At 61.9% G+C, this 22,598-nt stretch carries 19 protein-coding genes and 1 pseudogene; 6 read left to right on the plus strand and 14 right to left on the minus strand.

What is annotated here, in order from left to right; translation table 11 throughout:
* Positions 1-63 precede the first annotated feature (63 nt).
* From AC07SU_RS25420 to AC07SU_RS25445, 6 genes are read right to left on the minus strand one after another with little or no spacing between them, the layout of a single operon-like run.
* Positions 64-1,734 (minus strand): ApeI family dehydratase, encoded by a 1,671-nt coding sequence (locus tag AC07SU_RS25420; RefSeq protein WP_494998583.1) that lies wholly within the window; start codon positions 1,732-1,734, stop codon positions 64-66.
* A complete protein-coding gene (locus tag AC07SU_RS25425) occupies positions 1,731-2,276 on the minus strand; it encodes a COG4648 family protein (protein WP_494998584.1) in 546 nt (181 codons plus the stop codon). Before AC07SU_RS25425 ends, AC07SU_RS25420 begins: the two co-directional genes overlap by 4 nt.
* Positions 2,273-2,527: an acyl carrier protein gene (locus AC07SU_RS25430; RefSeq protein ID WP_003187949.1), complete on the minus strand. Its 255-nt coding sequence runs from the start codon at positions 2,525-2,527 to the stop codon at positions 2,273-2,275. Before AC07SU_RS25430 ends, AC07SU_RS25425 begins: the two co-directional genes overlap by 4 nt.
* A 9-nt stretch (positions 2,528-2,536) precedes the next feature.
* Entirely contained in the window at positions 2,537-2,806 is a 270-nt protein-coding gene (locus AC07SU_RS25435; RefSeq protein WP_176997206.1) for a phosphopantetheine-binding protein, read from the minus strand.
* The gene (locus AC07SU_RS25440; protein ID WP_494998585.1) at positions 2,784-3,596 is read right to left on the minus strand and encodes a lysophospholipid acyltransferase family protein; all 813 of its coding nucleotides are present in this window, start codon (positions 3,594-3,596) and stop codon (positions 2,784-2,786) included. The genes AC07SU_RS25435 and AC07SU_RS25440 overlap by 23 nt, the downstream gene beginning before the upstream one ends.
* On the minus strand, positions 3,572-4,291 hold the full coding sequence (locus tag AC07SU_RS25445; protein WP_494998586.1) for a beta-ketoacyl synthase chain length factor: 720 nt from the start codon (positions 4,289-4,291) through the stop codon (positions 3,572-3,574). The genes AC07SU_RS25440 and AC07SU_RS25445 overlap by 25 nt, the downstream gene beginning before the upstream one ends.
* Before the next feature lie 348 nt (positions 4,292-4,639).
* On the opposite strand from AC07SU_RS25445, the gene AC07SU_RS25450 reads away from it, so the two are divergent.
* Positions 4,640-5,410 carry a ParA family protein gene (locus AC07SU_RS25450; protein WP_028615448.1) on the plus strand — a complete coding sequence of 257 codons (771 nt, stop codon included), beginning with the start codon at positions 4,640-4,642 and terminating at the stop codon, positions 5,408-5,410.
* A 98-nt stretch (positions 5,411-5,508) separates the two neighbouring features.
* Here AC07SU_RS25450 and trxC read toward each other — a convergent pair whose 3' ends face one another.
* Positions 5,509-5,943 (minus strand): thioredoxin TrxC, encoded by a 435-nt coding sequence (gene trxC, locus AC07SU_RS25455; protein ID WP_494998587.1) that lies wholly within the window; start codon positions 5,941-5,943, stop codon positions 5,509-5,511.
* Positions 5,944-6,177: 234 nt separating this feature from the next.
* On the opposite strand from trxC, the gene AC07SU_RS25460 reads away from it, so the two are divergent.
* Positions 6,178-6,465, plus strand: coding sequence for a type II toxin-antitoxin system HigB family toxin (locus AC07SU_RS25460; protein WP_494998588.1), 288 nt, complete (start codon positions 6,178-6,180; stop codon positions 6,463-6,465).
* Between the two features lie 5 nt (positions 6,466-6,470).
* Positions 6,471-6,872 (plus strand): helix-turn-helix domain-containing protein, encoded by a 402-nt coding sequence (locus AC07SU_RS25465; protein WP_176997203.1) that lies wholly within the window; start codon positions 6,471-6,473, stop codon positions 6,870-6,872.
* A 30-nt stretch (positions 6,873-6,902) separates the two neighbouring features.
* Here AC07SU_RS25465 and selO read toward each other — a convergent pair whose 3' ends face one another.
* The 5 genes and pseudogenes from selO to AC07SU_RS25490 all read right to left on the minus strand — a co-directional run.
* Positions 6,903-8,366: a protein adenylyltransferase SelO gene (gene selO / locus AC07SU_RS25470; protein WP_494998589.1), complete on the minus strand. Its 1,464-nt coding sequence runs from the start codon at positions 8,364-8,366 to the stop codon at positions 6,903-6,905.
* Between the two features lie 48 nt (positions 8,367-8,414).
* A complete protein-coding gene (mscK, locus tag AC07SU_RS25475) occupies positions 8,415-11,753 on the minus strand; it encodes a mechanosensitive channel MscK (RefSeq protein WP_176997201.1) in 3,339 nt (1,112 codons plus the stop codon).
* Positions 11,754-11,805: 52 nt separating this feature from the next.
* Positions 11,806-13,548, minus strand: coding sequence for a potassium/proton antiporter (locus AC07SU_RS25480; protein ID WP_176997200.1), 1,743 nt, complete (start codon positions 13,546-13,548; stop codon positions 11,806-11,808).
* Between the two features lie 244 nt (positions 13,549-13,792).
* A complete protein-coding gene (locus tag AC07SU_RS25485; RefSeq protein ID WP_370004714.1) occupies positions 13,793-14,665 on the minus strand; it encodes a methyl-accepting chemotaxis protein in 873 nt (290 codons plus the stop codon).
* Positions 14,666-14,695: 30 nt separating this feature from the next.
* Positions 14,696-15,472 (minus strand): annotated as a pseudogene (locus tag AC07SU_RS25490) (MCP four helix bundle domain-containing protein); the annotation flags it as partial.
* A 223-nt stretch (positions 15,473-15,695) separates the two neighbouring features.
* Here AC07SU_RS25490 and AC07SU_RS25495 point away from each other — a divergent pair.
* Positions 15,696-15,926 carry a hypothetical protein gene (locus tag AC07SU_RS25495; protein WP_176997198.1) on the plus strand — a complete coding sequence of 77 codons (231 nt, stop codon included), beginning with the start codon at positions 15,696-15,698 and terminating at the stop codon, positions 15,924-15,926.
* Positions 15,923-16,216 (plus strand): cell division protein ZapA, encoded by a 294-nt coding sequence (locus AC07SU_RS25500; protein ID WP_176997197.1) that lies wholly within the window; start codon positions 15,923-15,925, stop codon positions 16,214-16,216. Before AC07SU_RS25495 ends, AC07SU_RS25500 begins: the two co-directional genes overlap by 4 nt.
* Here the strand turns inward: AC07SU_RS25500 and AC07SU_RS25505 are convergent.
* Together AC07SU_RS25505 and putA are read right to left on the minus strand one after the other, a co-directional pair.
* The gene (locus tag AC07SU_RS25505; RefSeq protein WP_494998590.1) at positions 16,213-18,015 is read right to left on the minus strand and encodes an acyl-CoA dehydrogenase; all 1,803 of its coding nucleotides are present in this window, start codon (positions 18,013-18,015) and stop codon (positions 16,213-16,215) included. The genes AC07SU_RS25500 and AC07SU_RS25505 overlap by 4 nt on opposite strands.
* A gap of 227 nt (positions 18,016-18,242) precedes the next feature.
* Positions 18,243-22,196, minus strand: a complete 3,954-nt coding sequence (putA, locus tag AC07SU_RS25510) for a trifunctional transcriptional regulator/proline dehydrogenase/L-glutamate gamma-semialdehyde dehydrogenase (RefSeq protein WP_494998591.1) — start codon at positions 22,194-22,196, stop codon at positions 18,243-18,245.
* A gap of 29 nt (positions 22,197-22,225) precedes the next feature.
* On the opposite strand from putA, the gene AC07SU_RS25515 reads away from it, so the two are divergent.
* Positions 22,226-22,534, plus strand: coding sequence for a hypothetical protein (locus tag AC07SU_RS25515; protein WP_494998592.1), 309 nt, complete (start codon positions 22,226-22,228; stop codon positions 22,532-22,534).
* Positions 22,535-22,598: the final 64 nt, after the last annotated feature.

The following is a 22,598-nucleotide window of genomic DNA, read 5'->3' on the forward strand; positions in this document are numbered from 1 at the left end:
GCTGGCGCAGACCCAATGTGGGAGCGGGCTTGCCCGCGATTGAGCGCGAAGCGCTCACCAGATCTACACATGCGTAGCCTCCAGTTGAATGCGCCCGCTGGAACAGGCCGCGACGCCATTGCGATAGGCGAAATACAACTTGCCGCGCTCCTGATCAAAGCGCAGGTGCAGTTCGATCGCATCGCCCGGGCGCACCAGTTGCTGGAACTTGAGCACTTCCATCCCGGCAAAGGTTGCGGGCAGGTCGAGCAGTTGCTGGCCCAGGTTGAACGCCCATTCCACCTGCACCACGCCCGGCAACACCGGGGTGACCGGGAAGTGCCCGCTGAAATAGGCCAGGTCCGGCGGAACGCTCAGTTGCAAGGTCCATTCGCCATCGGCTTCCACCTGTTCCAGCACTTCCGGGGCTTTCGGGCGGGGTGCCAGCAACAGCGCCTCGACCTGCGCCTGTGGCAGTTTGCCTTGGCTGTTCAGGGGTAACTGGCGCAGCAAACGCCAGCGACGGGGCAAGGCCAGCGCTTCGCAATGCTGGCTCAAGTGCTGGCGCAGGGTTTGGGTGAGGGTGCGACGGCCCTGATTGCGCAAGGCGTGCAAGCCATCGGCGCTGAGTACCACCAGCGCGCCGAGGGAAGCGCGGTTTTCCTGGACCACGCCCAAGCGGGTGTCGGCGACCCATGGGTGGGCCATCAACGCCTGTTCCAGCATGGGCAGGGAGATGCGTTTTTCTTCCAGCTTGACGATGCGGTCCAGGCGCCCGAGCAGCTCGAAACGGCCATCGGCATGGATGCGCGCCGCGTCGGCGGTCTGTTCGACATGGCCGGCAGGCAGGTAAGGCGAAGCGATGCGCAGGGCGCCGTCGGCGTCCTGGCTCAGCACCACGCCGGCAAACGGCTGCCAGGGTTGTGCGCCTTGGCGCCAGGCGATGCCGCCGGTCTCGGAGCTGCCGAGGATTTCCGTCGGCCATTGCTGCAAGCGGTCGTAAAGCTCGCCCGCCGCTTCCACGGGCAAGGCGCCGCCCGACGAAAACACCCGCAACACCTGGCTCAGTGCTGGCCAGTCGAGGTTGTCGCCCATGCGCTTGAGCAGGGCGGGGCTGGCGACCCAGGCGAACTGTGTGTGTTCGCGGCTGGCGCGTTGCAAGTCTTCGGGGAAGGCCAGTTGCTTGCGCACAAAGGTGCGGCCGGCGCACAGCGGCCACAACACGCGGAACAGCAAACCGTAGATGTGCTGCGTGGCGACGCTGCCGATGATGCAGGCGCGCTTGAGGTCCGGGCCCCACAGGGCTTCCAGCGCTTCGACTTCATTGGCCAGTTGGCGCAGGGTCTTGTCGATGCGCTTGGGCTCGCCGCTGGAGCCGGAGGTGCACAGGCTCAGTTGGCAAGCGTCCAGGTCGAGGGCGGCGGCGCTTAAGGGTGCCTGGTACAGCGCGTCCAGGTCGGCGGCTTCGGTCAGCCAGCTGTCGACGGCCTCGTCCCAGCGCTGGCGGGTCTGTGGTTGCAGGTCGGCAGGCAGCAGCACGCTGACCCCGGCCCGCCAGGCGCCGAGCAGGGCAATCGCCAGTTGGCCGGCGTCTTCCAGGTACACGGCCAGGCGTTGGATACCGCGCGCTTGCAGGCCTGCGGCCAGGCTCAGGGCGTGCGCCCACAGCTGGGCATGGTTCATGTCAGGTTCGGTGGTGACCGGACGCTGTTCCAGCGGCTCAAGCAGCAAGTGCTCAAGTTTCAACCCATTCATACGCGGCCTCGAACCCTTTGTCGTACCAGCCATTCCACGGCAAACAACAGCCCCATCAACCCGTAGGCGATCAGGCCGTTGTACAACGTCCACCAGCTCAGCGGCGCCCACAGGGTGAGGGCGGCGGCGAGCAGGCCATTACACAGAAAGAACACACTCCACACCACCGTAACCTGGCGGGTGTACACGATGGCGTGGGGTGGCAGCACCGGGTCGGTCATGCGTGCCAGGCGTTCCACCATCGGCGGGCCGTATTTGAGGCTCAAGCCGAACAGCGACAACATGAACGCGCTGACCAGGCTCGGGTACCAGCGCAGCAGGTGCGGGTTGTCGAACCAGGCCAGCAACAGGCAGAACACGATGATCGCCACGGCCATCCAGCGACTGCCGGGTCGGCGTGCGCCGGTGAGCGCGCGCAACAGCCACAGGCTGCCCAGCAGCAGGCCGAATTGCCACGGTGCGAAGTGTTCGGTGCCGTAATACACCGCAAAGGGGTACAGCAGGCCCGCCAGCAGCAGGCCCAGGCCGATCAGCCGGCTCATGCGGCAGGCTGGACCAGACGGTACACCGCCTCAACCACATCGTTCACGGTGCGCACGGCCTTGAATTCTTCGGCGGCGATCTTCTTGCCGGTCTGGCGCTTGATATGGTCGATCAAGTCCACGGCATCAATGCTGTCGATTTCCAGGTCCTGGTACAGGTTGGCGTCAAGGGTGACGCGTTCCGGAGGCAGTTCAAACAGTTCCACCAAGGCATCGCGCAGGGTGTTGAAAATATCGTCACGAGTTTGCATGGTCCGGTCTCAAGCTGCCTGTCTGGCCGTGACGAATGCCGCGAGGCTGGCCACGTTGGTGAAGTGATTTCGAGTGTCCTTGGCGTCGGCATCGATCTTGATGCCGTACTTTTTCTGGATCGCCAGGCCCAACTCCAGGGCATCTACCGAATCCAGGCCCAGGCCTTCGCCGAACAGGGTCTGCTCGCTGCCGATGTCGTCGGCGCTGATGTCTTCCAGGCCCAGGGCCTCGATGATCAGCGTCTTTATGTCGTGCTCAAGGCGGTGTCTGTCGCTCATCTTCGGCGAGCTCCTTAATAAAATAGTGATGCAGGTAATCGTTGAGCTTGCGTGAAGCCTGGGGCGCTGGGCCCATTGCGGCGAACGCCTGTGGTTCTATATCGGCACCCACCCGCAAACTGAAGTGCACGCGGCATTTTGGGATGCGATACCAGGGTTCGGCCTTGGTCAGCGTGGTCGGGCTGACCTTGATCACCACGGGGGTGATGATTGTCGCACCCCGCAGCGCGATGGCGGCGCCGCCACGATGAAAGGCAGGCGCCGCGCCGGGTGTGGTGCGGGTGCCTTCGGGAAAGATGATCAGGGTCTGGCCCGTCCGCAGGGCGTCGGCGGCGGCGTCGAGCATCTCGGCGCTGCCGTCGTTGCTGATATAACCGGCTTCGCGCACGGGGCCGCGGGTAAAGGGGTTCTGCCACAGGCTCTGCTTGACCACGCAGTTGGCCTGGCGCACCAGGCCGATCAGGAACACCACATCGATCAGCGACGGGTGGTTGGCAATGATCATCTGGCCCGGACGGCCGAGGTTTTCCGCGCCTTCGACGCTGTAGGTCAACACGCCGACGCGCTGCATCAGGCGGATGAACAGCCAGAACAGCCAACTGATCGTGTGGCGGGCGCGGCGGCGATGTTTTGCAGCGTCCCCCGGCAGGCAACTGAGCAGTGGAAACACCAGCAAACGCAGGCACAGCCCGCCGAAGCCGAACAGCGCAAAGCTGGCGGCGGTGGCGAACAGGCGCCAGTAGTAGGCGTCCCGGGGTTTATCGGTCAGGGCTTGCGTTGCCAGTTCCATACGCGGTTCTTCCAGGCATGTTGGCAGGCGACCTGTTCGGTGAGCAGGGTGCGCAGCAGGTTCAGGGCGTGGGGCCACTGGGTTTGAGTGGGTTGGACAGTGCCGGTGCCGAGTTCCAGCTGCCACTCGTCGCCCGGTGTGAGCAGCAGGCCGAGGGCGTAGGGGAACGGCACGTCGTGGATCCAGCTGGCATAGGCCTCGGGCGGCTGTTCTTCGGTGATCACCAGCAAGACGGCCGGGGCGCCGTCGTTGAGCAGGGCGGCGGCCTCGAGCATGCCGTGTTCCAGGCCGTCGCCTGCGGCGGCGAGGGCGGTCATTTCGCTGGTTTCGTTGCGCAGGATCGACCACAGGCCAATTACCGCATTGTGCACCGACAGGCTGAACTGGGTCGGCGACAGCGGCTGGTCGTTGGCCAGGTCCGTGAGGATGTCGAGGGTGCGCGGGGTTTCGCCGTGACGGGATATGAACACCAGCGGCAGGTCCTGCAGGCCATCGGCCAGTGGCCAGCCCACGCTGAACGCCATGCGGGCCAGGCGGCTCAGGCGACGGCGCTGCATGGCCGGCAGGAATGACACGTCGGGGCAGGCTTGGTTGTCGTGCAGCAACACCGGGTTCCGGCACCAGGCATGCCAGTCGTCCGCGCTTTCGAGCCCAGGGGCCCAGGCGCGCCATTGGGCGATGTTGAAAGTGATCACTGAGAAGTTATCCCGCCCCTGCGGGCTTCCATGTGCGGCTGTTGGCCCCGAATTCCGGGACAGGGAGCAATGGCCGAATGGCGCGCATTATCCCGGTGCCGTGGGGTTCTAGCAAACTTTGGTAAAGATTTGTTCACGGCTGATTACAATTTGCTTGGAAAGATTTACAGATTGTCCTTTACCAAGGGCCTGACTGGATTGTCGGACCGTTCCTTTTAATTTGTCGGTGACGTATGACAGTGGAAGCATAAAGGACCGCTGATGCAGCAGTGCATGGATGAACGAGGTAGCTAACAGGCGCTTTTGCCCTCTACACTCGGACATTCATTGATACACGGAGGTTTTTCCATGCGGCGTGTGGTGTTCAATCAGAAAGGCGGCGTTGGCAAGTCCAGCATTGCCTGCAACCTGGCGGCTGTCAGCGCCAGCGAAGGTTATCGAACCCTATTGGTGGACCTCGATGCACAAGCCAACTCGACCCAGTACCTCACTGGCTTGACTGGCGACGATATCCCCATGGGGATCGCGGATTTTTTCAAGCAAACCCTGTCTTCCGGGCCGTTTTCCAAGAAGAACAAGGTCGACATCTACGAAACCCCGTTCGACAACCTGCACGTCATCACCGCGACCCCGGAGTTGGCAGACCTGCAGCCCAAGCTCGAGGCCAAGCACAAGATCAACAAGCTGCGAAAGCTGCTGGATGATCTGAGTGAGGATTACGACCGGATCTACCTCGACACCCCGCCAGCGCTGAACTTCTATGCGGTTTCTGCATTAATTGCCGCTGATCGTGTGCTGATCCCCTTCGATTGCGACAGCTTTTCGCGCCAGGCCCTCTATGGGCTGCTGGCAGAAATCGAAGAATTGAAGGAAGACCACAACGAAGGCCTCGAAGTGGAAGGCATCGTGGTCAACCAGTTCCAGGCCCGGGCGAGTTTGCCGCAGCAGATGCTCGATGAGCTGATTGCAGAGGGGTTGCCGGTGCTACCGGTGTACCTGGCCAGTTCCGTGCGCATGCGTGAGTCGCACCAGGAGAGCAAGCCGCTGATCCACCTGGACCCACGGCACAAGCTGACGCAGCAGTTTGTGGAGTTGCACAACCTGCTGGAAAACGCCTGACCTCAAAGGCAGCCCATTCCCCTGTAGGAGCCGGCTTGCCGGCGATGGCTGCCTCGAGATCGCTATCGCCGGCGAGCCGGCTCCTACAATTGATCTGTTTACACGCCTTGGCTACGCAGCCAGCTCATCAGTTGTGGCAACGGAAATGCCCCACTCTGGCGCGCCACTTCGCGGCCGTTCTTGAACAGAATCAAACTAGGGATCGAGCGAATCCCCAACTGCGCGGACAACTGCTGATTCGCCTCGCTGTCGAGCTTGGCCAGCCTGCACTTGCCCGCCAACTGGCCAGCGGCCTGCTCAAACACCGGCGCAAACGATTTACACGGCCCACACCAATCAGCCCATACATCCACCAGCAACGGCAGATCGCCCTTGATCTGGCTGGCGTAGTCGCCTTGGTTCAGCTCAAACGGCTTGTTCAACAACACCGGCTGCTTGCAGCGTCCGCACTTGGGCGCATCACCCAGGCGTTCGCCGGGGATGCGGTTGAGGCCGTTGCAATGGGGGCAGGGGATGACAAGAGGTTCGGACATGGAGGCTCCAACAAAACAGACCAGGAAGGTCTTATTTGGAGTCGTTTCCGAGCATTATCAAGTTCAGGTTGGCGTTGCATATGCTCACAGATTTTTCGGTGGCGATTGCGTTTGTCTATCTAGGCTCTGAAGGCGTGTTCGACAAAGCACCATTGGTCCGTTCGAGGCCATAGCAAATTGCGATAGTTGGCGTTCGGGATTAACCTTCATAGCAAGATGCGATAGGGATGTTGCATGCGAGTGATCAGTGCAAAGCAAATTCGAAATGCCAAGGAAAAATGGCCCTATTCGGCCAGTGCATTGGATGAGTGGTATCGGAAGGTCAAAGTCATCAGCCCTGAAGATTTTGCAGCGTTGAGATCGGTTTTCCCCGCATTGGACAAGGTAGGCGCGTTGCACGTCTTCAATATCGGTGGCAACAAATTACGGCTCATTGCGGTTGTGCGCTATCGAATGCAACGCCTCTATATCCGGCATGTGCTGGGCCACCGGGAGTACGACAAGGGTAAATGGAAGGAGTAAGTGCAGTGACAGCATTGATCGAGCAAGTAGCTGAGCATTGGCAATACGTGGCGCCTCTGCTGCGCAAGCCTAAAACCGAGGCTGACTACGATGTTCTGGTGGCAGCGCTGGATGAGTTGTTGGATATCGTTGGCGAGGATGAAGCCCATCCGCTGATGGGGCTGGTCGATATCATCGGTGATTGGGTTGAGGCCTATGACGTGGAGCATTGGCCAATGCCCGAAGCGAGCGGTGTCGACGTATTACGGTCAATGATGCAGGAGCATGGTTTGACACAAAGTGACTTGCCTGGAGTCGGCGCTCAATCGGTTGTTTCGGAAATACTGAGTGGAAAACGCCAGCTCAACGTTCGGCAGATTCGTTGGCTGGCGGAGTTCTTCAAGGTGCCGGTGGATATGTTCATCTGACGGTGATCGAAGCGCTGGGTGAACGTCTGCTTAGGACGAACAGCTGATTTCCAAATGCTTGCCCCAATCCGGTGGCCGTTGTGCGTATTGCTCCATCCCTGCTTGCTCCTCGAATGGCTTGGAGAGCACCTCCTGCAGCCGCCGCACCTCGCTGTAATCCCCAGACTCGGCAGCCGCGATGGCGTTCTGCGCCAGGTAGTTGCGCAAGATATACAGCGGGTTCACCCCATGCATTCGCGCACGGCGCTGTTCCTCGCTGTAGTCACCATCCCGTGCAACGCGTGCCTTGTACTGCTCGGCCCAGGCGTCAAACCCGGCCAGGTCGACAAAGTCATCGCGCAATCGCGCCACGGCCAGCGCCGCCGATTCATCCCCCAGGCGCCGGAAGAACAGGGTGTAGTCCACGCCGCTGTTCTGCATCAGCTTCAATAAGCGCTCTACCAACTGCTGGTCATCCTCTTCGGCGGTGGTCAGCCCCAGTCGGCGCCGCATCAAGTCCAGGTAGTTCGCCTGGTACAGCGGCAGGTACAGCCCCAGCGCTTCTTTCAACGCATCGACGCTGATAAACGGCGTCAATGCCTGTGCGAGTGCGCTGAGGTTCCACTGCCCGATCGGCACCTGATTGCTGAAGGAATAGCGCCCTTCATGGTCCGAGTGGTTGCAGACGAAGTGCGCGTCAAAGTCATCCAGAAACGCAAACGGCCCGAAGTCGAAGGTGATGCCGAGGATCGACATGTTGTCGGTGTTCATCACGCCGTGGCAAAAACCGTACGCCTGCCACTTGGCAATCAGCTCGGCATTGCGTTCGACGATTTTGCGGAACATCGCCAGGTACGGCTCGGGCTGTTCGCGGCACTCGGGGTAGTGCAGGTTCAATACGTGCTCGGCCAGAAGCGCCTGCTGTTCGGGCTTCTTGGTGTAGTAGAAGTATTCGAAGTGCCCAAAGCGGATGTGGCTGGGCGCCATGCGCAACACCATCGCGCCGCGTTCCTGTTTCTCGCGCCATACCGGGGTGTCGGAGCCGATCACGCACAGCGCGCGGCTGCTGGGGATGCCCAGCGCGTGCAGCGCTTCGGAGGCGAGGAACTCGCGGATCGAGGAGCGCAACACGGCGCGGCCATCGCCCATGCGTGAGTAAGGCGTCATGCCAGCGCCCTTGAGGTGCAAGTCCCAGTGCTCGCCGACCGCGTTGTACACCTCGCCCAGCAACAGGCCACGGCCGTCGCCCAATTGCGGGGTGTAGCCACCGAACTGATGCCCGGAATAGACCATCGCCCGCGGTTCCGCCTCGGCCCACAGTTTGTGGCCGCCAAACAGCTCGGCAAATACCGGTGTTTCGGCCACGGCCGGGTCAAGGTCGAGCAGGCCCATGGCAGCCTCGCTCGCCACGACCAGGCGTGGGTTATCGAGGGGTTCAGGCAATACGTGGGTCGAGAACGCGTCGCCCAGGCGTGCGAAGCGGTTGTCGAAGGTCAGTTCGTCGAGGGCTTTCACCGGCCATCTCCAGCAGAATGTCCGAGCATTCTGCTGGGGATAGCGCGGTTAGTCGAGTTTGCTCGGCGGCGGTTCCTGCACGCCACCGTCGTTGGCGGGCTTGGCCGGGGTGTCGACTTCCACCAGTTTGTATTCCTGGCCATGGAGGTTCTTGAGGTAGACCTCCATCTGGCGGAACGAAATGTTGATGTGCTCTTTCTTGAACTCGCGATTGATGAAGCGGTTCACTTCGTCGATCACCGGGTTACGGTCGCCCAGGTCGCGCACGTGCATGCGCAGTTCGTGGTCGAGGGTGCTTTCGCCGAAGTTGAGGAAGTACACGTGGGGTTCCGGCTCCTTGAGTACCCGTGGGTTATCGCGGGCGGCCTTGAGCAGCAGTTCCTTCACGCGGTCCAGGTCGGAGCCGTAGTCCACGCCAAGTTTCAGGGTGACGCGGGTGATGGTGTCGGTCAGCGACCAGTTGATCAGCTGCCCGGTGATGAAGGTCTTGTTCGGGACAATGATGTCCTTGCGGTCGAAGTCGGTGATGGTGGTGGCGCGGATGCGGATCTTGCTCACCGTGCCCGACAGGTTGCCGATGGTGATGGTGTCGCCAATCCGCACCGGGCGCTCGAACAGGATCATGATGCCGGAGATGAAGTTGGCGAAGATCTCCTGCATCCCGAAGCCCAACCCCACCGACAGCGCCGCCACCAGCCATTGCAGCTTGTCCCAGCTCACGCCGAGGGTGGACAGGGTGGACACGAAGCCCACGCCGGCAATCACATAGGACAGCAGCGTGGTGGTCGCATAGGCACTGCCCTGGGCCAGGTCCAGCTTGGACAGTACCAACACTTCCAGCAAACCGGGCAAGTTGCGCGCCAGGGCAAAGGTGATGCCGACGATGATCGACGCACCGAGCAAGTCGCCGATGCTGATCGGCACCATGCTGATATTGGCGCCGGTGCCGCTGGTGTATTCGTAGAGGGTCACGTTGTCCAGGTAGGAGAACACGGTGATCAGGTCTTTCCACACCCAGTACAGCGCCGCGATAAAGCCGCCGAGCAGGGCCAGGCGGATCAGGCGCATGGACTGTTCGTTGACCTGCTCAATGTCCAGGGTCGGTTCTTCGATCACCGCTTCACCGTCGCCGGCTTCCTTGGCCGCCTGGCGCTTGGCCAGGGCGCGGGCATAAGCCAGTCGCCGTGCCGCAACGCCCAGGCCACGCACGAAGGTGGCTTCGATCACCAGCCAGAACATCAGCAGGTACAGGGTGTTGATCAAGCGGTCGCTGAGCTTGAGCGCGGTGTAGTAGTAGCCGAAACACACGGCGACAAACAGCGCGATGGGCAGGGCGGTAAACAGCAGGCCCACCGCCTTGCGGAACAACGAGGCTTTTTCGTGGGTCGGGCTGTTCAGCAGCAAGCGGCCCAGCAGCCAGGCCATCAGTGCGTAGCAGGTCAGCACCACGCCGATGCCCAGCACGTCGTCGGCCAGCGCGGCCGGTTGGTGCTCGGCGATGGCCACCACGGCCACCAGGGCCAGTACCACCAGGCCGAGCTTGCGCACCCAGCCTTGCAGGAATTCGACCTGGGGTTTTTCCCAACGGAAGTGCAGTTCGGCCACGCCGCCCGGCGCGAGGATGCGGTAGGCGGTGTAGAACACCATCCACGCCTGGGCAATCTGCAGCAGTGCCGCGCCCAGATTGGCGTTTTGCCCACGGGCGTCGATCTGCAGCGCGTAGCCGCACAGTGCCAGGCCCAGGGCCACCGGCATGGCCAGCAAGATGTTGATCAGGATGGCCTGGGGCGTGTGCCACTGGCTGTCGCGCTTGAAGTGGCCGATGTCCTGGTGGACTTTGTTCAGGCGTTGATACAGGTTCTTGCGCCGCCACAACAATGCGCCAATCAACAGCAGCAGTGGCAGGAACAGCAGCGGGCGTTGGGTCAGGCCGTCGTACAGTTCGCTGACGCTGGAGGCCCAGGGCAGGGTGGTGACTTGTTTGCTCAGGTGCGCCGGCACGGTTTCCAGCCACTCGGTGTCCAGCGGCTTGTTGCTGGGGATCCAGAACATCTGCTCATCCAGCGTCGCCCGCAGGGTCGTGGCGGTGCTGAGCAACTGTTTCTGGTTGAGCTGCAAGGTGATGGATTCATTGAGCAGTGCGCTCAGTTCACGGCTCAGGCGCTCCAGCAGGTCGCTGCGGGTGATCGCCAGTTCCAGCAGGGTGCGGCGCAATTGCGGGGTCACGTCATCCGGTGGCTGGTTGGCCAGCAGGTTATCCACATAGGTGCTGGGTGAGCTGATCAGCTCGCGTTGCTGGTTGACCTCGAACTGGTACAGGCGAATGTTGGCAATGTCGTCCGCCAGGTCGCGGTCCACGGTGAGGCGCGGCAGGGCCTGCTTCTGCTTGTAGAGGATCTTGGACAGCAGCAGGCTGCCCTTGAGTACGTTGATCTGCTCGTCCAGGGCGGAATCACTCTGGGTCACGGTGTCCAGTTGCTGCTTGGTCTGCAGGTTCTTCTGGGTCAGGTCGTTGAGGCGGTCGGTGCTTTTGAGCAGGTAGTCGGAGAGCTTCAGGTTGGCCGCGCTTTCGGTGGCCAACAGGCTGCTGCCCCCGGCCTTTTGCGCCTCGATGGACTGCTGGGTCACGGTCTGCTGGGACTGAGCCAGGCGTTTCTGGTTGATCAGGGTTTGCAGGTCCTGGATCTCTTGTTCCAGGCGTGCAGTCTTTTCCACCACCAGGTCATGCTGGCTGTTGCCCAGGTCTTGCAGTTGGCTGTTGCCGGCCAGTTCCTGGCGGCGCAGCGGGATCAAGGCATTGAGCGCGGCGAGTTCGGCGTTGAGCTGGTTGCGCTGGTCGCCGCTGAGGGTTTTGCCGTTGTCCTTACCGACCTTGAGGATCGAATTGATCTGCAGGATGCGGGTCTGGCTGCTGCTGATTTCGGTCTGGGCGCGTTCCGGGCGGGTTTGCGCGGCGATGGTCAGGCTGTTGGCGTCGGCCAGGTCTTTTTGCAGGTCGCCTTGTTGGGTAGTGCGCTGCACCAGCAATTGTTCGAGCTGTGGCACCGGCAGGGTGGCATAGCGCTGGGCGACGGGAATGACTTTGGTGGCCTTGAGCCTTACCAGTTCACGCTGGTTCTCGGTGGTCTGGCGCGGCGCGTCTTCCAGCTGACGCTTGAGGTCGACCAGGCGCTGCTCGTAATCCTGCTTGTTGCCCAGGTACGTCAGGGTCTGCTGCAGGATGGTCTGCAGTGCCTTCATGTCGGCATCGGGCAGCTTGCGGTCGGGCAGCTTGTCCAGGGTTTGCTGGATAGCGTCGGCGCTGGGCGGGTCGGCCGCGTGAACGGTGCCGACACAAAGGGTCAGGCCCAGCAGGGCAGTGGCGAGAAACGTGCGCAGGGTTGGCATAGAGACCGGTCGAGCAAAATGAAGAAAAGGGAGCGAATTGTCGCTCCGCAGTTTAGAGGAAGAGTCCGGGGCCCGGGCGACTTCCTTCGGGGAATCTGACGCCGACTTTGCCGATCTTGTTCCCGTCCATGACCGCGACGGTCCAGATGGTGTTGTTCCATTCCACCTGGTCGCCGACGATGGGCGCGCCGCCGACTTTCTGGGTAATGAAACTGCTCAATGGCATGTCCGGGTCGATGCCCTCCAGCTTCAGGCCGTACAAGGCGGAAACCGCGCCCAGCTGGGCGTCGCCTTCGAGTACGAAGTCGCCGAAGAAGCGCAGGTCCAGACCCCGTTGCGGGGCCTGGCTGAACAGTTTGCCCAGGGCCGGCAGGTTATGTTCGTGGCCGATCACGCAGAGCAGGTCGCCGACTTCCAGCACGGTACTACCCGACGGGTGGAGCAGTTGCTGGCCACGGAACAGTGCCGCGATCCGCGTGCCTTCGGGCATTTTCAGCTCGCGCAGGGCTGCGCCGATGCACCATTTTTCCGCACCCAGGCGGTAGACGAACAGCTCCCACTCGCTGGTGACGTGCACTTCCAGGGCTGCGCGGGAGATCGGCGCAGGGTCTGGCGGTACGGTCACTTTCAGCAGCTTGGCCACCCACGGCAGGCTGGTGCCTTGCACCAATAGGGAGACCAGCACGATAAAGAACGCCAGGTTGAAGTACAGCTGTGCGTGGGGCAGGCCGGCCATCAGCGGGAACACCGCCAAAATGATCGGGACCGCGCCACGCAGACCGACCCATGCGATAAAGGCTTTTTCGCGACCATGGAACGCCTTGAACGGCAGCAGGCCGACCATCACCGACAGCGGCCGCGCAAACAGAATCATCCACAGCGCCAGGCCCAGGGCCGGCAGGGCAATCGGCAGCAGGTCATGGGGCGTGACCAACAGGCCCAGCACCAAAAACATGCCGATCTGTGCCAGCCAGGCCATGCCGTCGAGCATATGCAGAATACCGTGGCGGCTGCGCACCGGGCGGTTGCCGATCACCAGGCCGCACAGGTACACGGCGAGGAAGCCGCTGCCGTGCAGGGCGTTGGTCAGGGCGAACACCACCAGGCCGCCGGCGATCACCAGGATCGGGTACAGGCCGGTGGCCAGGTTGATCCGGTTGACCATCTGCAGCATCAGCCAGCCGCCGCCCAGGCCGACGATGCCACCGATGCCGAACTCGCGCACCAGGTGGGTCAGCAGGCTCCAGTGCAGGCCGGTCTGGCCGCTGGCGAGCATGTCGATGAGGGTGACGGTGAGGAACACTGCCATCGGGTCGTTGCTGCCGGACTCGATTTCCAGGCTGGCGGTGACCCGTTCGTTCAGGCCCTTGCCGCCGAGCAACGAGAACACCGCCGCGGCGTCCGTGGAGCCGACGATGGCGCCGATCAGCAGGCCTTGAATGATATTGAGGTTAAACAGCCAGGCGGCCGCCATGCCGGTGAGGCCGGTGGTAATCAACACCCCCACCGTGGCCAGCGACAGCGCCGGCCAGAGTGCCACGCGGAAACTCGCCACCCGGGTACGCAGGCCGCCGTCGAGCAGGATCACGGCCAGTGCGAGGTTGCCCACCAGATAGGCGGTCGGGTAGTTGTCGAAGATGATGCCGCCGCCGTCGACGCCGGCGACCATGCCCACGGCCAGGATGATCACCAGGATGGGGATCCCCAGGCGGGACGAAAGAGAACTCACCAGAATGCTCGCACCCACCAGCAACGCGCCGATCAAGAACAGGCTGTTGATGGTCGTCGCATTCAAAGGCAGTACTCCATGAGCAATAAGGACGAGACGCAAACTGACCATGCAGTCTGCGTGCCAGCGATTCTAACCTGTTGAATTGCTGCGCTGTCAAAAAGCTTTTAAGGGCATACGTCGATCTAATGTGGGAGTGATCCATGTGGGAGCTGGCTTGCCTGCGATAGCGGTCTGCCAGTTAAAGAGATGCAGGCTGGCCCACCGCCATCGCAGGCAAGCCAGCTCCCACAGGGGATCGGCGTCGGTTTCAGAGGCGGAAGCGTCCGACCATCCCGTTCAGGTCCACTGCCAGGCGCGACAGCTCGCTGCTGGCTGCACTGGTCTGGCTGGCGCCGGTCGCCGACTGCACCGACAGATCGCGGATGTTCACCAGGTTGCGGTCCACTTCCCGCGCGACCTGCGCCTGCTCTTCTGCCGCGCTGGCGATGACCAGGTTGCGTTCGTTGATCTCGACGATGGCCGTGTTGATGGTGTCCAGGGATAGCCCTGCACCTTTGGCGATGTTCAACGTCGATTCCGCGCGCTCGGTGCTGTTGCGCATCGAATCTACCGCGTGTTCGGTGCCGGCCTGGATGCTGCCGATCATCCGCTCGATTTCGCTGGTGGACTGCTGGGTGCGATGGGCCAGTGCACGGACCTCGTCTGCCACTACGGCAAACCCTCGGCCGGCTTCACCGGCGCGGGCGGCTTCAATGGCGGCGTTCAGGGCCAGCAGGTTGGTCTGGTCGGCCAGGCCGCGAATCACATCCAGCACCTTGCCGATATCCCGGGATTCGTTGGCCAGGTCGCCAATCAAGGTCGCCGTGGCTTGCACGTCGCCGCTCATGCGCTCGATCGCGCTGACGGTTTCCTGCACCAGGTCGCGGCCATCACCGGCGGAGGTGGTGGCGTTGCGCGAGGCTTCGGAGGTGCTCACCGCGTTGCGTGCGACTTCTTCCACCGCGCTGGTCATCTCGTTGACAGCGGTGGCGGCTTGTTCAATTTCATTGTTCTGCTGGGTCAGGCCGCGGGCGCTTTCGTCGGTGACGGCGTTCAGCTCCTCGGCAGCAGACGCCAACTGGGTGGCGGACCCGGCGATGCGTTGCAGGGTGTCGCGCAGCTTGTCCTGCATCTTGGCCATGGCAGCCAGCAGACGGCCGGCTTCGTCGTTGCCGTCGACCTTGATCGGGCGCGTCAGGTTGCCTTCGGCGACTTCTTCGGCCGCTTCAAGCGCCTGGGAGATGGGTTGGGTAATGCTGCGGGTCAGCAGCCAGGCGAACAGCAGTGTCAGCACGGTGGCGACAACCAGCAGGCCCACGACCAGGTCAAAGGCCATGTTGTACTGGTCTTCGGCTTGCTGGTTGGTGGCGTTGGCCATCTTGTTATTGATGTCCACCAGGCGCGTCAGCACGGCGTTGACCTGTTCGGAGTTGGCCAGCAGTTCGGTGTTGAGCAAGGCGCGCAGCTCTTCAACTTGATTGGCCTGGGACAGGCTCTTCATGCGCGCTTCGATCTGATGGTACTGGCCGAGCAGGCGTACATACTCATCGTAGGTCGCGCGCTCTTCGCTGCTGTCGATCAGCTTCTCGTAGATGCCCTGGGCCGTGCGGATCTGCTGGTTGCGCACATCGAAGGCTTCGAGGGTCTTTTGCTGAACATCCGGTTCGCGGTTGGTCAGCAAGCGGTACGACAGCACCCGCAGGCGCAGGGTCAGTTGGGTGAACTCGTCGAGGGCGCGAATGCTCGGCACGCTGGTCAGGGTGATGTCTTCGGTGGCGGCGCGGATCTTGCTCATCTGGTTCAGGGCGAAAACACCGAGAAACAACATCAACGCACCAATAAACGCGAAGCCGAGGAAGGCCCTCGGGGCGATATTCATATTACGAAGTGACATGCGGGAGTCCTGGGGAGAAGCGCGATCCGTGCGGCCATGAGACGGGGTGTGCATCTCCTATCGGCCATGCGACTTAAGTCTTAAGGGGGCGCGCGCTTTTGTCGCATCTGACGAGGGGTTGGGCGGATTCAGGAACCAGATCCGGGAAATGCAGTCACTAAGGCTCGAAAGTACGGCCCGGCCCTTAAAAAACGGGCTGTGCGCCGGGGATAACCCTGGCATCCGAGGTGAATTTTCTTTATCGTCACCGCCCTTTGAAAAAGCCCGAGAAATCAAAATGTTAGAAGCATCCCTCAGCCAATTGGAACAACTGGTCAGCGACCTGGTACAGCAGAATCAGGACCTGCTGGGCAGCAACGAATCCCTCAAGGCCGAACTGGCCCGCGCCAAGGATGAAAACGACAGCCTGCAACTGAACCTGATGGAACAGGAAGAAAAACACAGCGCCACCGCCGCGCGTATCCAGGCGCTGGTTGAGCGTGTGAGTGCAGGGCCTGTCAGCGCATGAACGAAGGGATAAAGGTCGTTTCGATTCTCGGAGAGGATTACTCGATCAAGGCGCCAGCCGGGGAAGAACTGACCCTGATGCACGCCGTGACCATGCTCAAGGCCTCCCTGGCCACCACCAAGAAAAAGTACCCGACGCTGATCGGTGACAAATTACTGGTACTGGCCGCGCTGAACCTGTGCGCCGAGCAAATCGAAATGCAACAGGCTCACCAACAGGAACTCGACCGTTACCAAGAGCAAGTCAGCGCCACGGTCGATGTGATTTCCAAGGCGATCGGACAGCCTTAGAACCACTCATCCTGCATCCCCAGGCACGTATCGTCGCGTGCCTCCAGAATCGCCAGTTCATGATGGCAGCCCGGTACTTCCCAGGTCAGGAAGTACCGGGCGGCCTGGAGCTTGCCTTTATAGAAGGCCATGTCGGCCGCATTCCCTTTGGCCAGCCCTTCTTCGGCGCGGATCGCTTGCTCCAGCCAACGCCAGCCGATCACCGTGTGCCCGAATACTTTCAAGTACAACGCCGAGTTCGCCAGGCTGCTGTTGACCTTGCCTTGGGCGAGGTCCGTCAGCAGGCCGAGGGTCACGCTTTGCAGGCGGTTGACCAATTGTTCCAGTGGTTCCCTCAGCGCGGTCAGGCTCGGGTATTCCTGGGCGCGGGCGCCGGTTTCGGCGATCAGCCTGATCAGTTGTTTCAAGCCCGCGCCGCCGTTTTGCGCCAGTTTGCGCCCGAGCAAGTCCAGGGATTGAATGCCATGGGTGCCTTCATGAATCGGGTTCAGGCGGTTGTCGCGGTAGTACTGTTCCACCGGGTATTCGCGGGTGTACCCGTGGCCGCCGAGAATCTGGATCGCCAGCTCGTTGGCCTTGAGGCAGAACTCTGACGGCCAGGATTTGACGATGGGCGTAAGCAAATCCAGTAGTTCGTGGGCTTGCTTGCGTTCGGCTTCGGTCGCCAGGGTGGTGGTGTCGTCGAACAGGCGCGCGGCGTAAAGGCCTAGGTCGAACGCACCTTCGACGTAGGCTTTTTGGGTCAGCAGCATGCGTTTGATGTCGGCGTGCTGAATGATCGAGACCGGTGCCGTTGTAGGGTCTTTGCTGTCAGGCAGGCGGCCTTGCGGGCGTTCGCGGGCGTATTCCAAGGAATAGAGGTAGCCGGCGTAGCCGAGCATTACCGCGCCCATGCCCACGCCGATGCGCGCCTCGTTCATCATCTGGAACATACAGCTCAAGCCTTGGTGCGGTTTGCCCACCAAGTAGCCAACGCAGTTGCCGTTATCGCCGAAGTTCAGCGCAGTGGACGTGGTGCCGCGCCAGCCCATCTTGTGGAACAGGCCCGCCAGCAACACGTCGTTACGTGCGCCCAGGCTGCCGTCGTCGTTGACCAGGAACTTGGGCACGATAAACAGTGAGATGCCTTTTACCCCTGGCGGTGCGTCCGGCAGCTTGGCCAGCACCATGTGCACGATGTTTTCCGACAGCGGGTGGTCGCCGCCCGAGATGAAGATCTTGTTGCCCTTGAGCCGGTAAGTGCCGTCGGCCGCTGGCTCTGCGCGTGTACGAATATCCGACAGTGACGAGCCCGCATGGGGTTCGGTGAGCGCCATCGTGCCGAAGAAACGGCCGTCGATCATCGGTTGCAGGAAGCGTTGTTTCTGGTCGTCGGTGCCGAAGCTTTCAATCAGGTTGGCGGCGCCCATGGTCAGGAACGGGTAGGACGTGGATGCGGCGTTCGCCGACTGGAAATGCGCGAAGCAGGCCTGGGACAACAGCGTTGGCAACTGCATGCCACCGGCCTCGAAACTGCGGGCAGCGTTGAGGAAACCGGCTTCGAGGAAGGCATCCACGGCGGGTTTTACTTCAGGGATGAGGATTGCTTTGCCGTCCTCAAAGCGCGGTTCGTTTTCGTCATTTTTGCGGTTATGCGGCGCGAAATACTTTTCCGCAATGCTGCGCGCGGTGTTGATGGCGGCATCGAAGGTCTCGCGATTGTGCTCGGCAAACCGCTCGCGCTGGGTCAGGCCTTCGGCATCAAGGACTTCGTACAGCTCGAAAGCCAGATTGCGGGAACTGAGCAGCGTCTCGGACATGGCGGCTTACCTATGTGGGAATAGGGCCGAGTCTAAGTGCGCGAATAGAGGCTGGATAGCAAGATTGATCTGGGTGATGGAGGGGCAAAACGCGGATGGGAGGCAGTGAGCCGTAAATGTGGGAGCTGGCTTGCGTGCGATGAGGCCGCGCCAGTCGATATCTCTGTCGCTGACCCGTCGCCATCGCCGGCAAGCCGGCTCCTACAGGGTTAATCACATTCTGGCAGTTAGCCGATGGTCATCAGGCTGGCGTTACCGCCCGCAGCAGCGGTGTTGACGCTCAACGCACGCTCGATCACCAAACGCTCCAGCGCAATCGCTGTCTCGCCTTGCGACAAACCATGCACTCCGACAATCGCGCCACCACGCTGTGCCACTTGCTGGCACACCGCACGCAACTGGTCGGAATCGCCGTGGTGCAGAACCGCATCAAACACCACGTCGTCCTTGGTCCAGTCGGCCACGCGCTTGATCTTCGCCTGAATCTCTTTCGGCAGGCGTGGGAACAAGGCCTTGGTCAGGTCAGTCTCTGGCCATACCGCCGAACCACCCACGGCCAATACCGCGGCCAGTTGCGTCAGCAGATCGCCTTCCACTTCCGCCAGGCACAGCACGTGCTCGCGGGGCAGGATGGCGTAGCTGTTGCGTTCGCCGGTCGGGCCGGCCAGTTGGCGGGTGATACCGCTTTGCGACTGTGCGGCGAACTGGCTGCACAGGGCGCTCAGGTCGCTGAACTTATTGCTGTCGGCCCAGGTTTTGAGCGCGGTCAGCGGTTGGCTCATGGCATCACGCAGGCGCACGTCCGGCGCGGCCAGTGCGTCGCCGCGAACGAAGGATTGCTCGATCGCATCGGTAGGACGTGTCGACAGCAGGCGGTACAGGTACAGCGGGCCACCGGCTTTCGGGCCGGTGCCCGACAGGCCTTCGCCGCCGAACGGTTGCACGCCCACCACGGCACCCACGATGTTGCGGTTCACATAGACGTTACCGGCATTGACGTTGTCGATCACCTTGGCGATGGTCTCGTCGATGCGGGTGTGCACGCCCAATGTCAGGCCGTAGCCCGACGCATTGATCTGGCCGATGAGCTGGTCGATCTCTTTGCGCTTGTAGCGCACCACGTGCAGCACCGGGCCGAAGATCTCCCGTTGCAGTTCATCGAAGCTTTCCAGTTCGATCAGGGTAGGCATCACGAAGGTGCCGCGCTTGATCTCTTCGCCGTCGGCAATCGCCACCTGATACACATTGCGGCCTTTGTCGCGCATGGCCTGGATGTGTTTCTCGATGCCGGCCTTGGCTTCGGCGTCGATCACCGGGCCGATGTCTACCGACAGGCGCTCCGGGTTGCCCAAGCGGCATTCCGCCATGGCGCCCTTGAGCATTTCGATGACACGGTCTGCCGAATCTTCCTGCAGGCACAGTACGCGCAGGGCCGAGCAACGTTGACCGGCGCTGTCGAAGGCCGAGGACACCACGTCGATGACCACTTGTTCGGTCAGCGCGGAGGAGTCGACGATCATGGCGTTCTGGCCACCGGTCTCGGCGATCAGCGGGATCGGACGGCCCTGGGCGTCCAGGCGACCGGCGACATTGCGTTGCAGCAGGCGCGCCACTTCGGTGGAGCCGGTGAACATCACGCCTTTGACGCGATCATCGCCGACCAGGCGGGCACCGACGGTTTCGCCCTGGCCCGGCAGCAGTTGCAGCACGCCTTCCGGAATGCCGGCTTCCAGCAGGATGCGCACGGCTTGTGCGGCGACCAGCGGAGTCTGTTCGGCAGGCTTGGCCAGTACCGGGTTGCCGGCGGCCAGTGCGGCCGCCACTTGACCGCTGAAAATCGCCAGCGGGAAGTTCCACGGGCTGATGCAGACCACCGGGCCCAGTGGGCGGTGGGCATCGTTGGTGAAATCGTTGCGTGCCTGTACCGCGTAGTAGCGCAGGAAGTCCACGGCTTCACGCACTTCGGCGATGGCGTTGGCGAAGGTCTTGCCAGCTTCGCGAGCCAGCAGGCCCATCAGTGGCTGGATCTCTCCTTCCATCAGGTCGGCGGCGCGTTCCAGGATCGCAGCGCGCTCGGCGGGCGGGGTGGCCTGCCAGATCGGGCCGGCGCTGATGGCGCACTGGATGGCGTTGTCGACGTCTTGAACGGTGGCTTCTTGCACGTGGCCGACTACATCACGCAGGTCGGACGGGTTCAGTACCGATGCCGCCGGTTGCTCGCTGGAGGCGCAACCGAGCATCGGCGCGGCTTTCCAGTTGTTGTGAGCGGTGGCCAGCAAGGCGCAGGACAAGGACGCCAGGCGGTGTTCGTTGGCCAGGTCGATACCGGCCGAGTTGGCGCGGTCGCTGCCATAGAGGTCACGCGGCAGTGGGATACGTGGGTGCGGCAGGCCGAAGCCGCCTTCCAGCGTAGCCATTTGCTCGATGCTGGCTACCGGGTCGGCCACCAGCTCTTGAATCGAGATGGACTGGTCGGCGATGCGGTTGACGAACGAGGTGTTCGCGCCGTTTTCCAGCAGTCGACGTACCAGGTAGGCCAGCAATGTTTCGTGGGTGCCGACCGGTGCGTACACCCGGCATGGACGGTTAAGCTTGCCGTCGGAAACCTTGCCTACCACCTGCTCGTACAGCGGTTCACCCATGCCGTGCAGGCATTGGAACTCGTACTGGCCGGGGTAATAGTTCTGACCGGCAATATGGTAGATGGCCGACAATGTATGGGCGTTATGCGTGGCGAACTGCGGGTAGATGACTTCCGGCACCGACAGCAGTTTGCGTGCGCAGGCAATGTAGGACACGTCGGTGTACACCTTGCGGGTGTACACCGGGTAGCCTTCCAGGCCTTCGACCTGGGCGCGCTTGATTTCGCTGTCCCAGTACGCGCCTTTCACCAGGCGGATCATCAGGCGATGGCGGCTGCGGCGCGCCAGGTCGATGACGTAGTCGATCACATACGGGCAACGCTTCTGGTAGGCCTGGATCACGAAACCGATGCCGTTCCAGCCGGTCAGTTGCGGCTCGAAGCACAGGCGCTCCAGCAGGTCCAGCGACAGCTCCAGGCGGTCAGCTTCTTCGGCATCGATGTTCAAACCGATGTCGTATTGCTTGGCCAGCAGGGTCAGGGACAGCAGGCGTGGGTACAGCTCATCCATCACGCGTTCGTACTGCGCACGGCTGTAGCGTGGGTGCAGGGCGGACAGCTTGATGGAGATGCCCGGGCCTTCATAAATCCCACGGCCGTGGGAGGCTTTGCCGATGGAATGAATGGCTTGTTCGTACGAGGCCAGGTATTTCTGGGCATCGTGTTCGGTGAGGGCGGCTTCACCGAGCATGTCGTAGGAATAGCGGAAGCCCTTGGCTTCGAACTTGCTCGCATTGGCCAGGGCTTCGGCGATGGTTTCACCGGTGACGAACTGCTCGCCCATCAGGCGCATGGCCATGTCGACGCCCTTGCGGATCATCGGCTCGCCGCTCTTGCCAATGATGCGGCTCAGGGACGATGTCAGGCCGGCTTCATTGTGGGTGGCGACCAGTTTGCCGGTCAGCAGCAGGCCCCAGGTGGCGGCGTTGACGAACAGCGACGGGCTGTTGCCCAGGTGCGGCTGCCAGTTGCCGGTGCTGATCTTGTCGCGGATCAGCGCGTCGCGGGTGCCCTTGTCCGGGATGCGCAGCAGCGCCTCGGCCAGGCACATCAGCGCCACGCCTTCCTGGGACGACAGGGAAAATTCTTGCAGCAGGCCCTGAACAATACCGGCACGGCCGCCGGCACTTTTCTGGTTACGCAGTTTTTCGGCGATCGAGGCGGCCAGCTTGTTGGTGGCTTCGGCCATCGGTGCCGGCAGACGGGCCTGTTCGATCAGCATCGGCACCACTTCCGGCTCGGGGCGACGGTAAGCGGCGGTGATCGAGGCGCGCAGCACGGATTGCGGCAGGATGCTCTCGGCGAACTCAAGGAAGCACTGGTGGGCGTGGTCGGTCTGGACTTCGCCTGCGTCGTCAGCGTCCTTGGTGCTCAAGCCGTTGAGCTCGGTCAGGGTTGCACCACCCTCGAGTTTCTCCAGGTAATTGAAAATCGCCTGCTTGATCAGCCAGTGGGGCGTGCGATCAATGGAGGTCGCGGCAGCCTTCAAGCGCTCGCGGGTCGGGTCGTCGAGTTTGACCCCAAGGGTGGTTGTCGCCATTTTCTTATCCTCATGGGTGCCACTACCGAGTGGCATCTGCTGGCGGCAAGATTAGCTTTGCCAATGAGGAGGTGCAACCGGGTGCAACCCTTTTTGTTCATGAATTTTTCGATCGTGATCGGGAAAAAATACACGCTCGACGGATTCCGCTGTGCCTTGGTGCATTTGCTTCTGAGATCGGCTGTTCTTGCTCCGAAAAGGAGCAAAAACGCGGTGTTTTCCGTAAAACACCTTTAGGTGCAACTAATTCTCAAGAAACAGGTTGCACCTTATTTGCTTTGTTGAATAGCATTCGCGCCCTAGGTGCAACCGGCTCAACGAGCCGGTGCATCGGCTGACGGCTTTCCTGGGGAAACGTCAGTCATAAATGCGCGGCACGCCGTTTCGTCTACCCGGTTGTCA

This window comes from Pseudomonas sp. GW821-FHT05H12, assembly GCF_059419385.1.

Bases quoted from the DNA above. Each gene is read 5' to 3' on its own strand.
- AC07SU_RS25440 (WP_494998585.1), bottom strand. From the start codon at position 3,596: ATGGAACTGGCAACGCAAGCCCTGACCGATAAACCCCGGGACGCCTAC.
- AC07SU_RS25435 (WP_176997206.1), bottom strand. From the start codon at position 2,806: ATGAGCGACAGACACCGCCTTGAGCACGACATAAAGACGCTGATCATC.
- AC07SU_RS25430 (WP_003187949.1), bottom strand. From the start codon at position 2,527: ATGCAAACTCGTGACGATATTTTCAACACCCTGCGCGATGCCTTGGTG.
- AC07SU_RS25505 (WP_494998590.1), bottom strand. From the start codon at position 18,015: ATGTCCGAGACGCTGCTCAGTTCCCGCAATCTGGCTTTCGAGCTGTAC.
- AC07SU_RS25460 (WP_494998588.1), top strand. From the start codon at position 6,178: ATGCGAGTGATCAGTGCAAAGCAAATTCGAAATGCCAAGGAAAAATGG.
- AC07SU_RS25425 (WP_494998584.1), bottom strand. From the start codon at position 2,276: ATGAGCCGGCTGATCGGCCTGGGCCTGCTGCTGGCGGGCCTGCTGTAC.
- trxC (WP_494998587.1), bottom strand. From the start codon at position 5,943: ATGTCCGAACCTCTTGTCATCCCCTGCCCCCATTGCAACGGCCTCAAC.
- AC07SU_RS25420 (WP_494998583.1), bottom strand. From the start codon at position 1,734: ATGAATGGGTTGAAACTTGAGCACTTGCTGCTTGAGCCGCTGGAACAG.
- AC07SU_RS25500 (WP_176997197.1), top strand. From the start codon at position 15,923: ATGAACGAAGGGATAAAGGTCGTTTCGATTCTCGGAGAGGATTACTCG.
- AC07SU_RS25450 (WP_028615448.1), top strand. From the start codon at position 4,640: ATGCGGCGTGTGGTGTTCAATCAGAAAGGCGGCGTTGGCAAGTCCAGC.
- mscK (WP_176997201.1), bottom strand. From the start codon at position 11,753: ATGCCAACCCTGCGCACGTTTCTCGCCACTGCCCTGCTGGGCCTGACC.
- putA (WP_494998591.1), bottom strand. From the start codon at position 22,196: ATGGCGACAACCACCCTTGGGGTCAAACTCGACGACCCGACCCGCGAG.
- AC07SU_RS25495 (WP_176997198.1), top strand. From the start codon at position 15,696: ATGTTAGAAGCATCCCTCAGCCAATTGGAACAACTGGTCAGCGACCTG.
- AC07SU_RS25485 (WP_370004714.1), bottom strand. From the start codon at position 14,665: ATGGCCAAGATGCAGGACAAGCTGCGCGACACCCTGCAACGCATCGCC.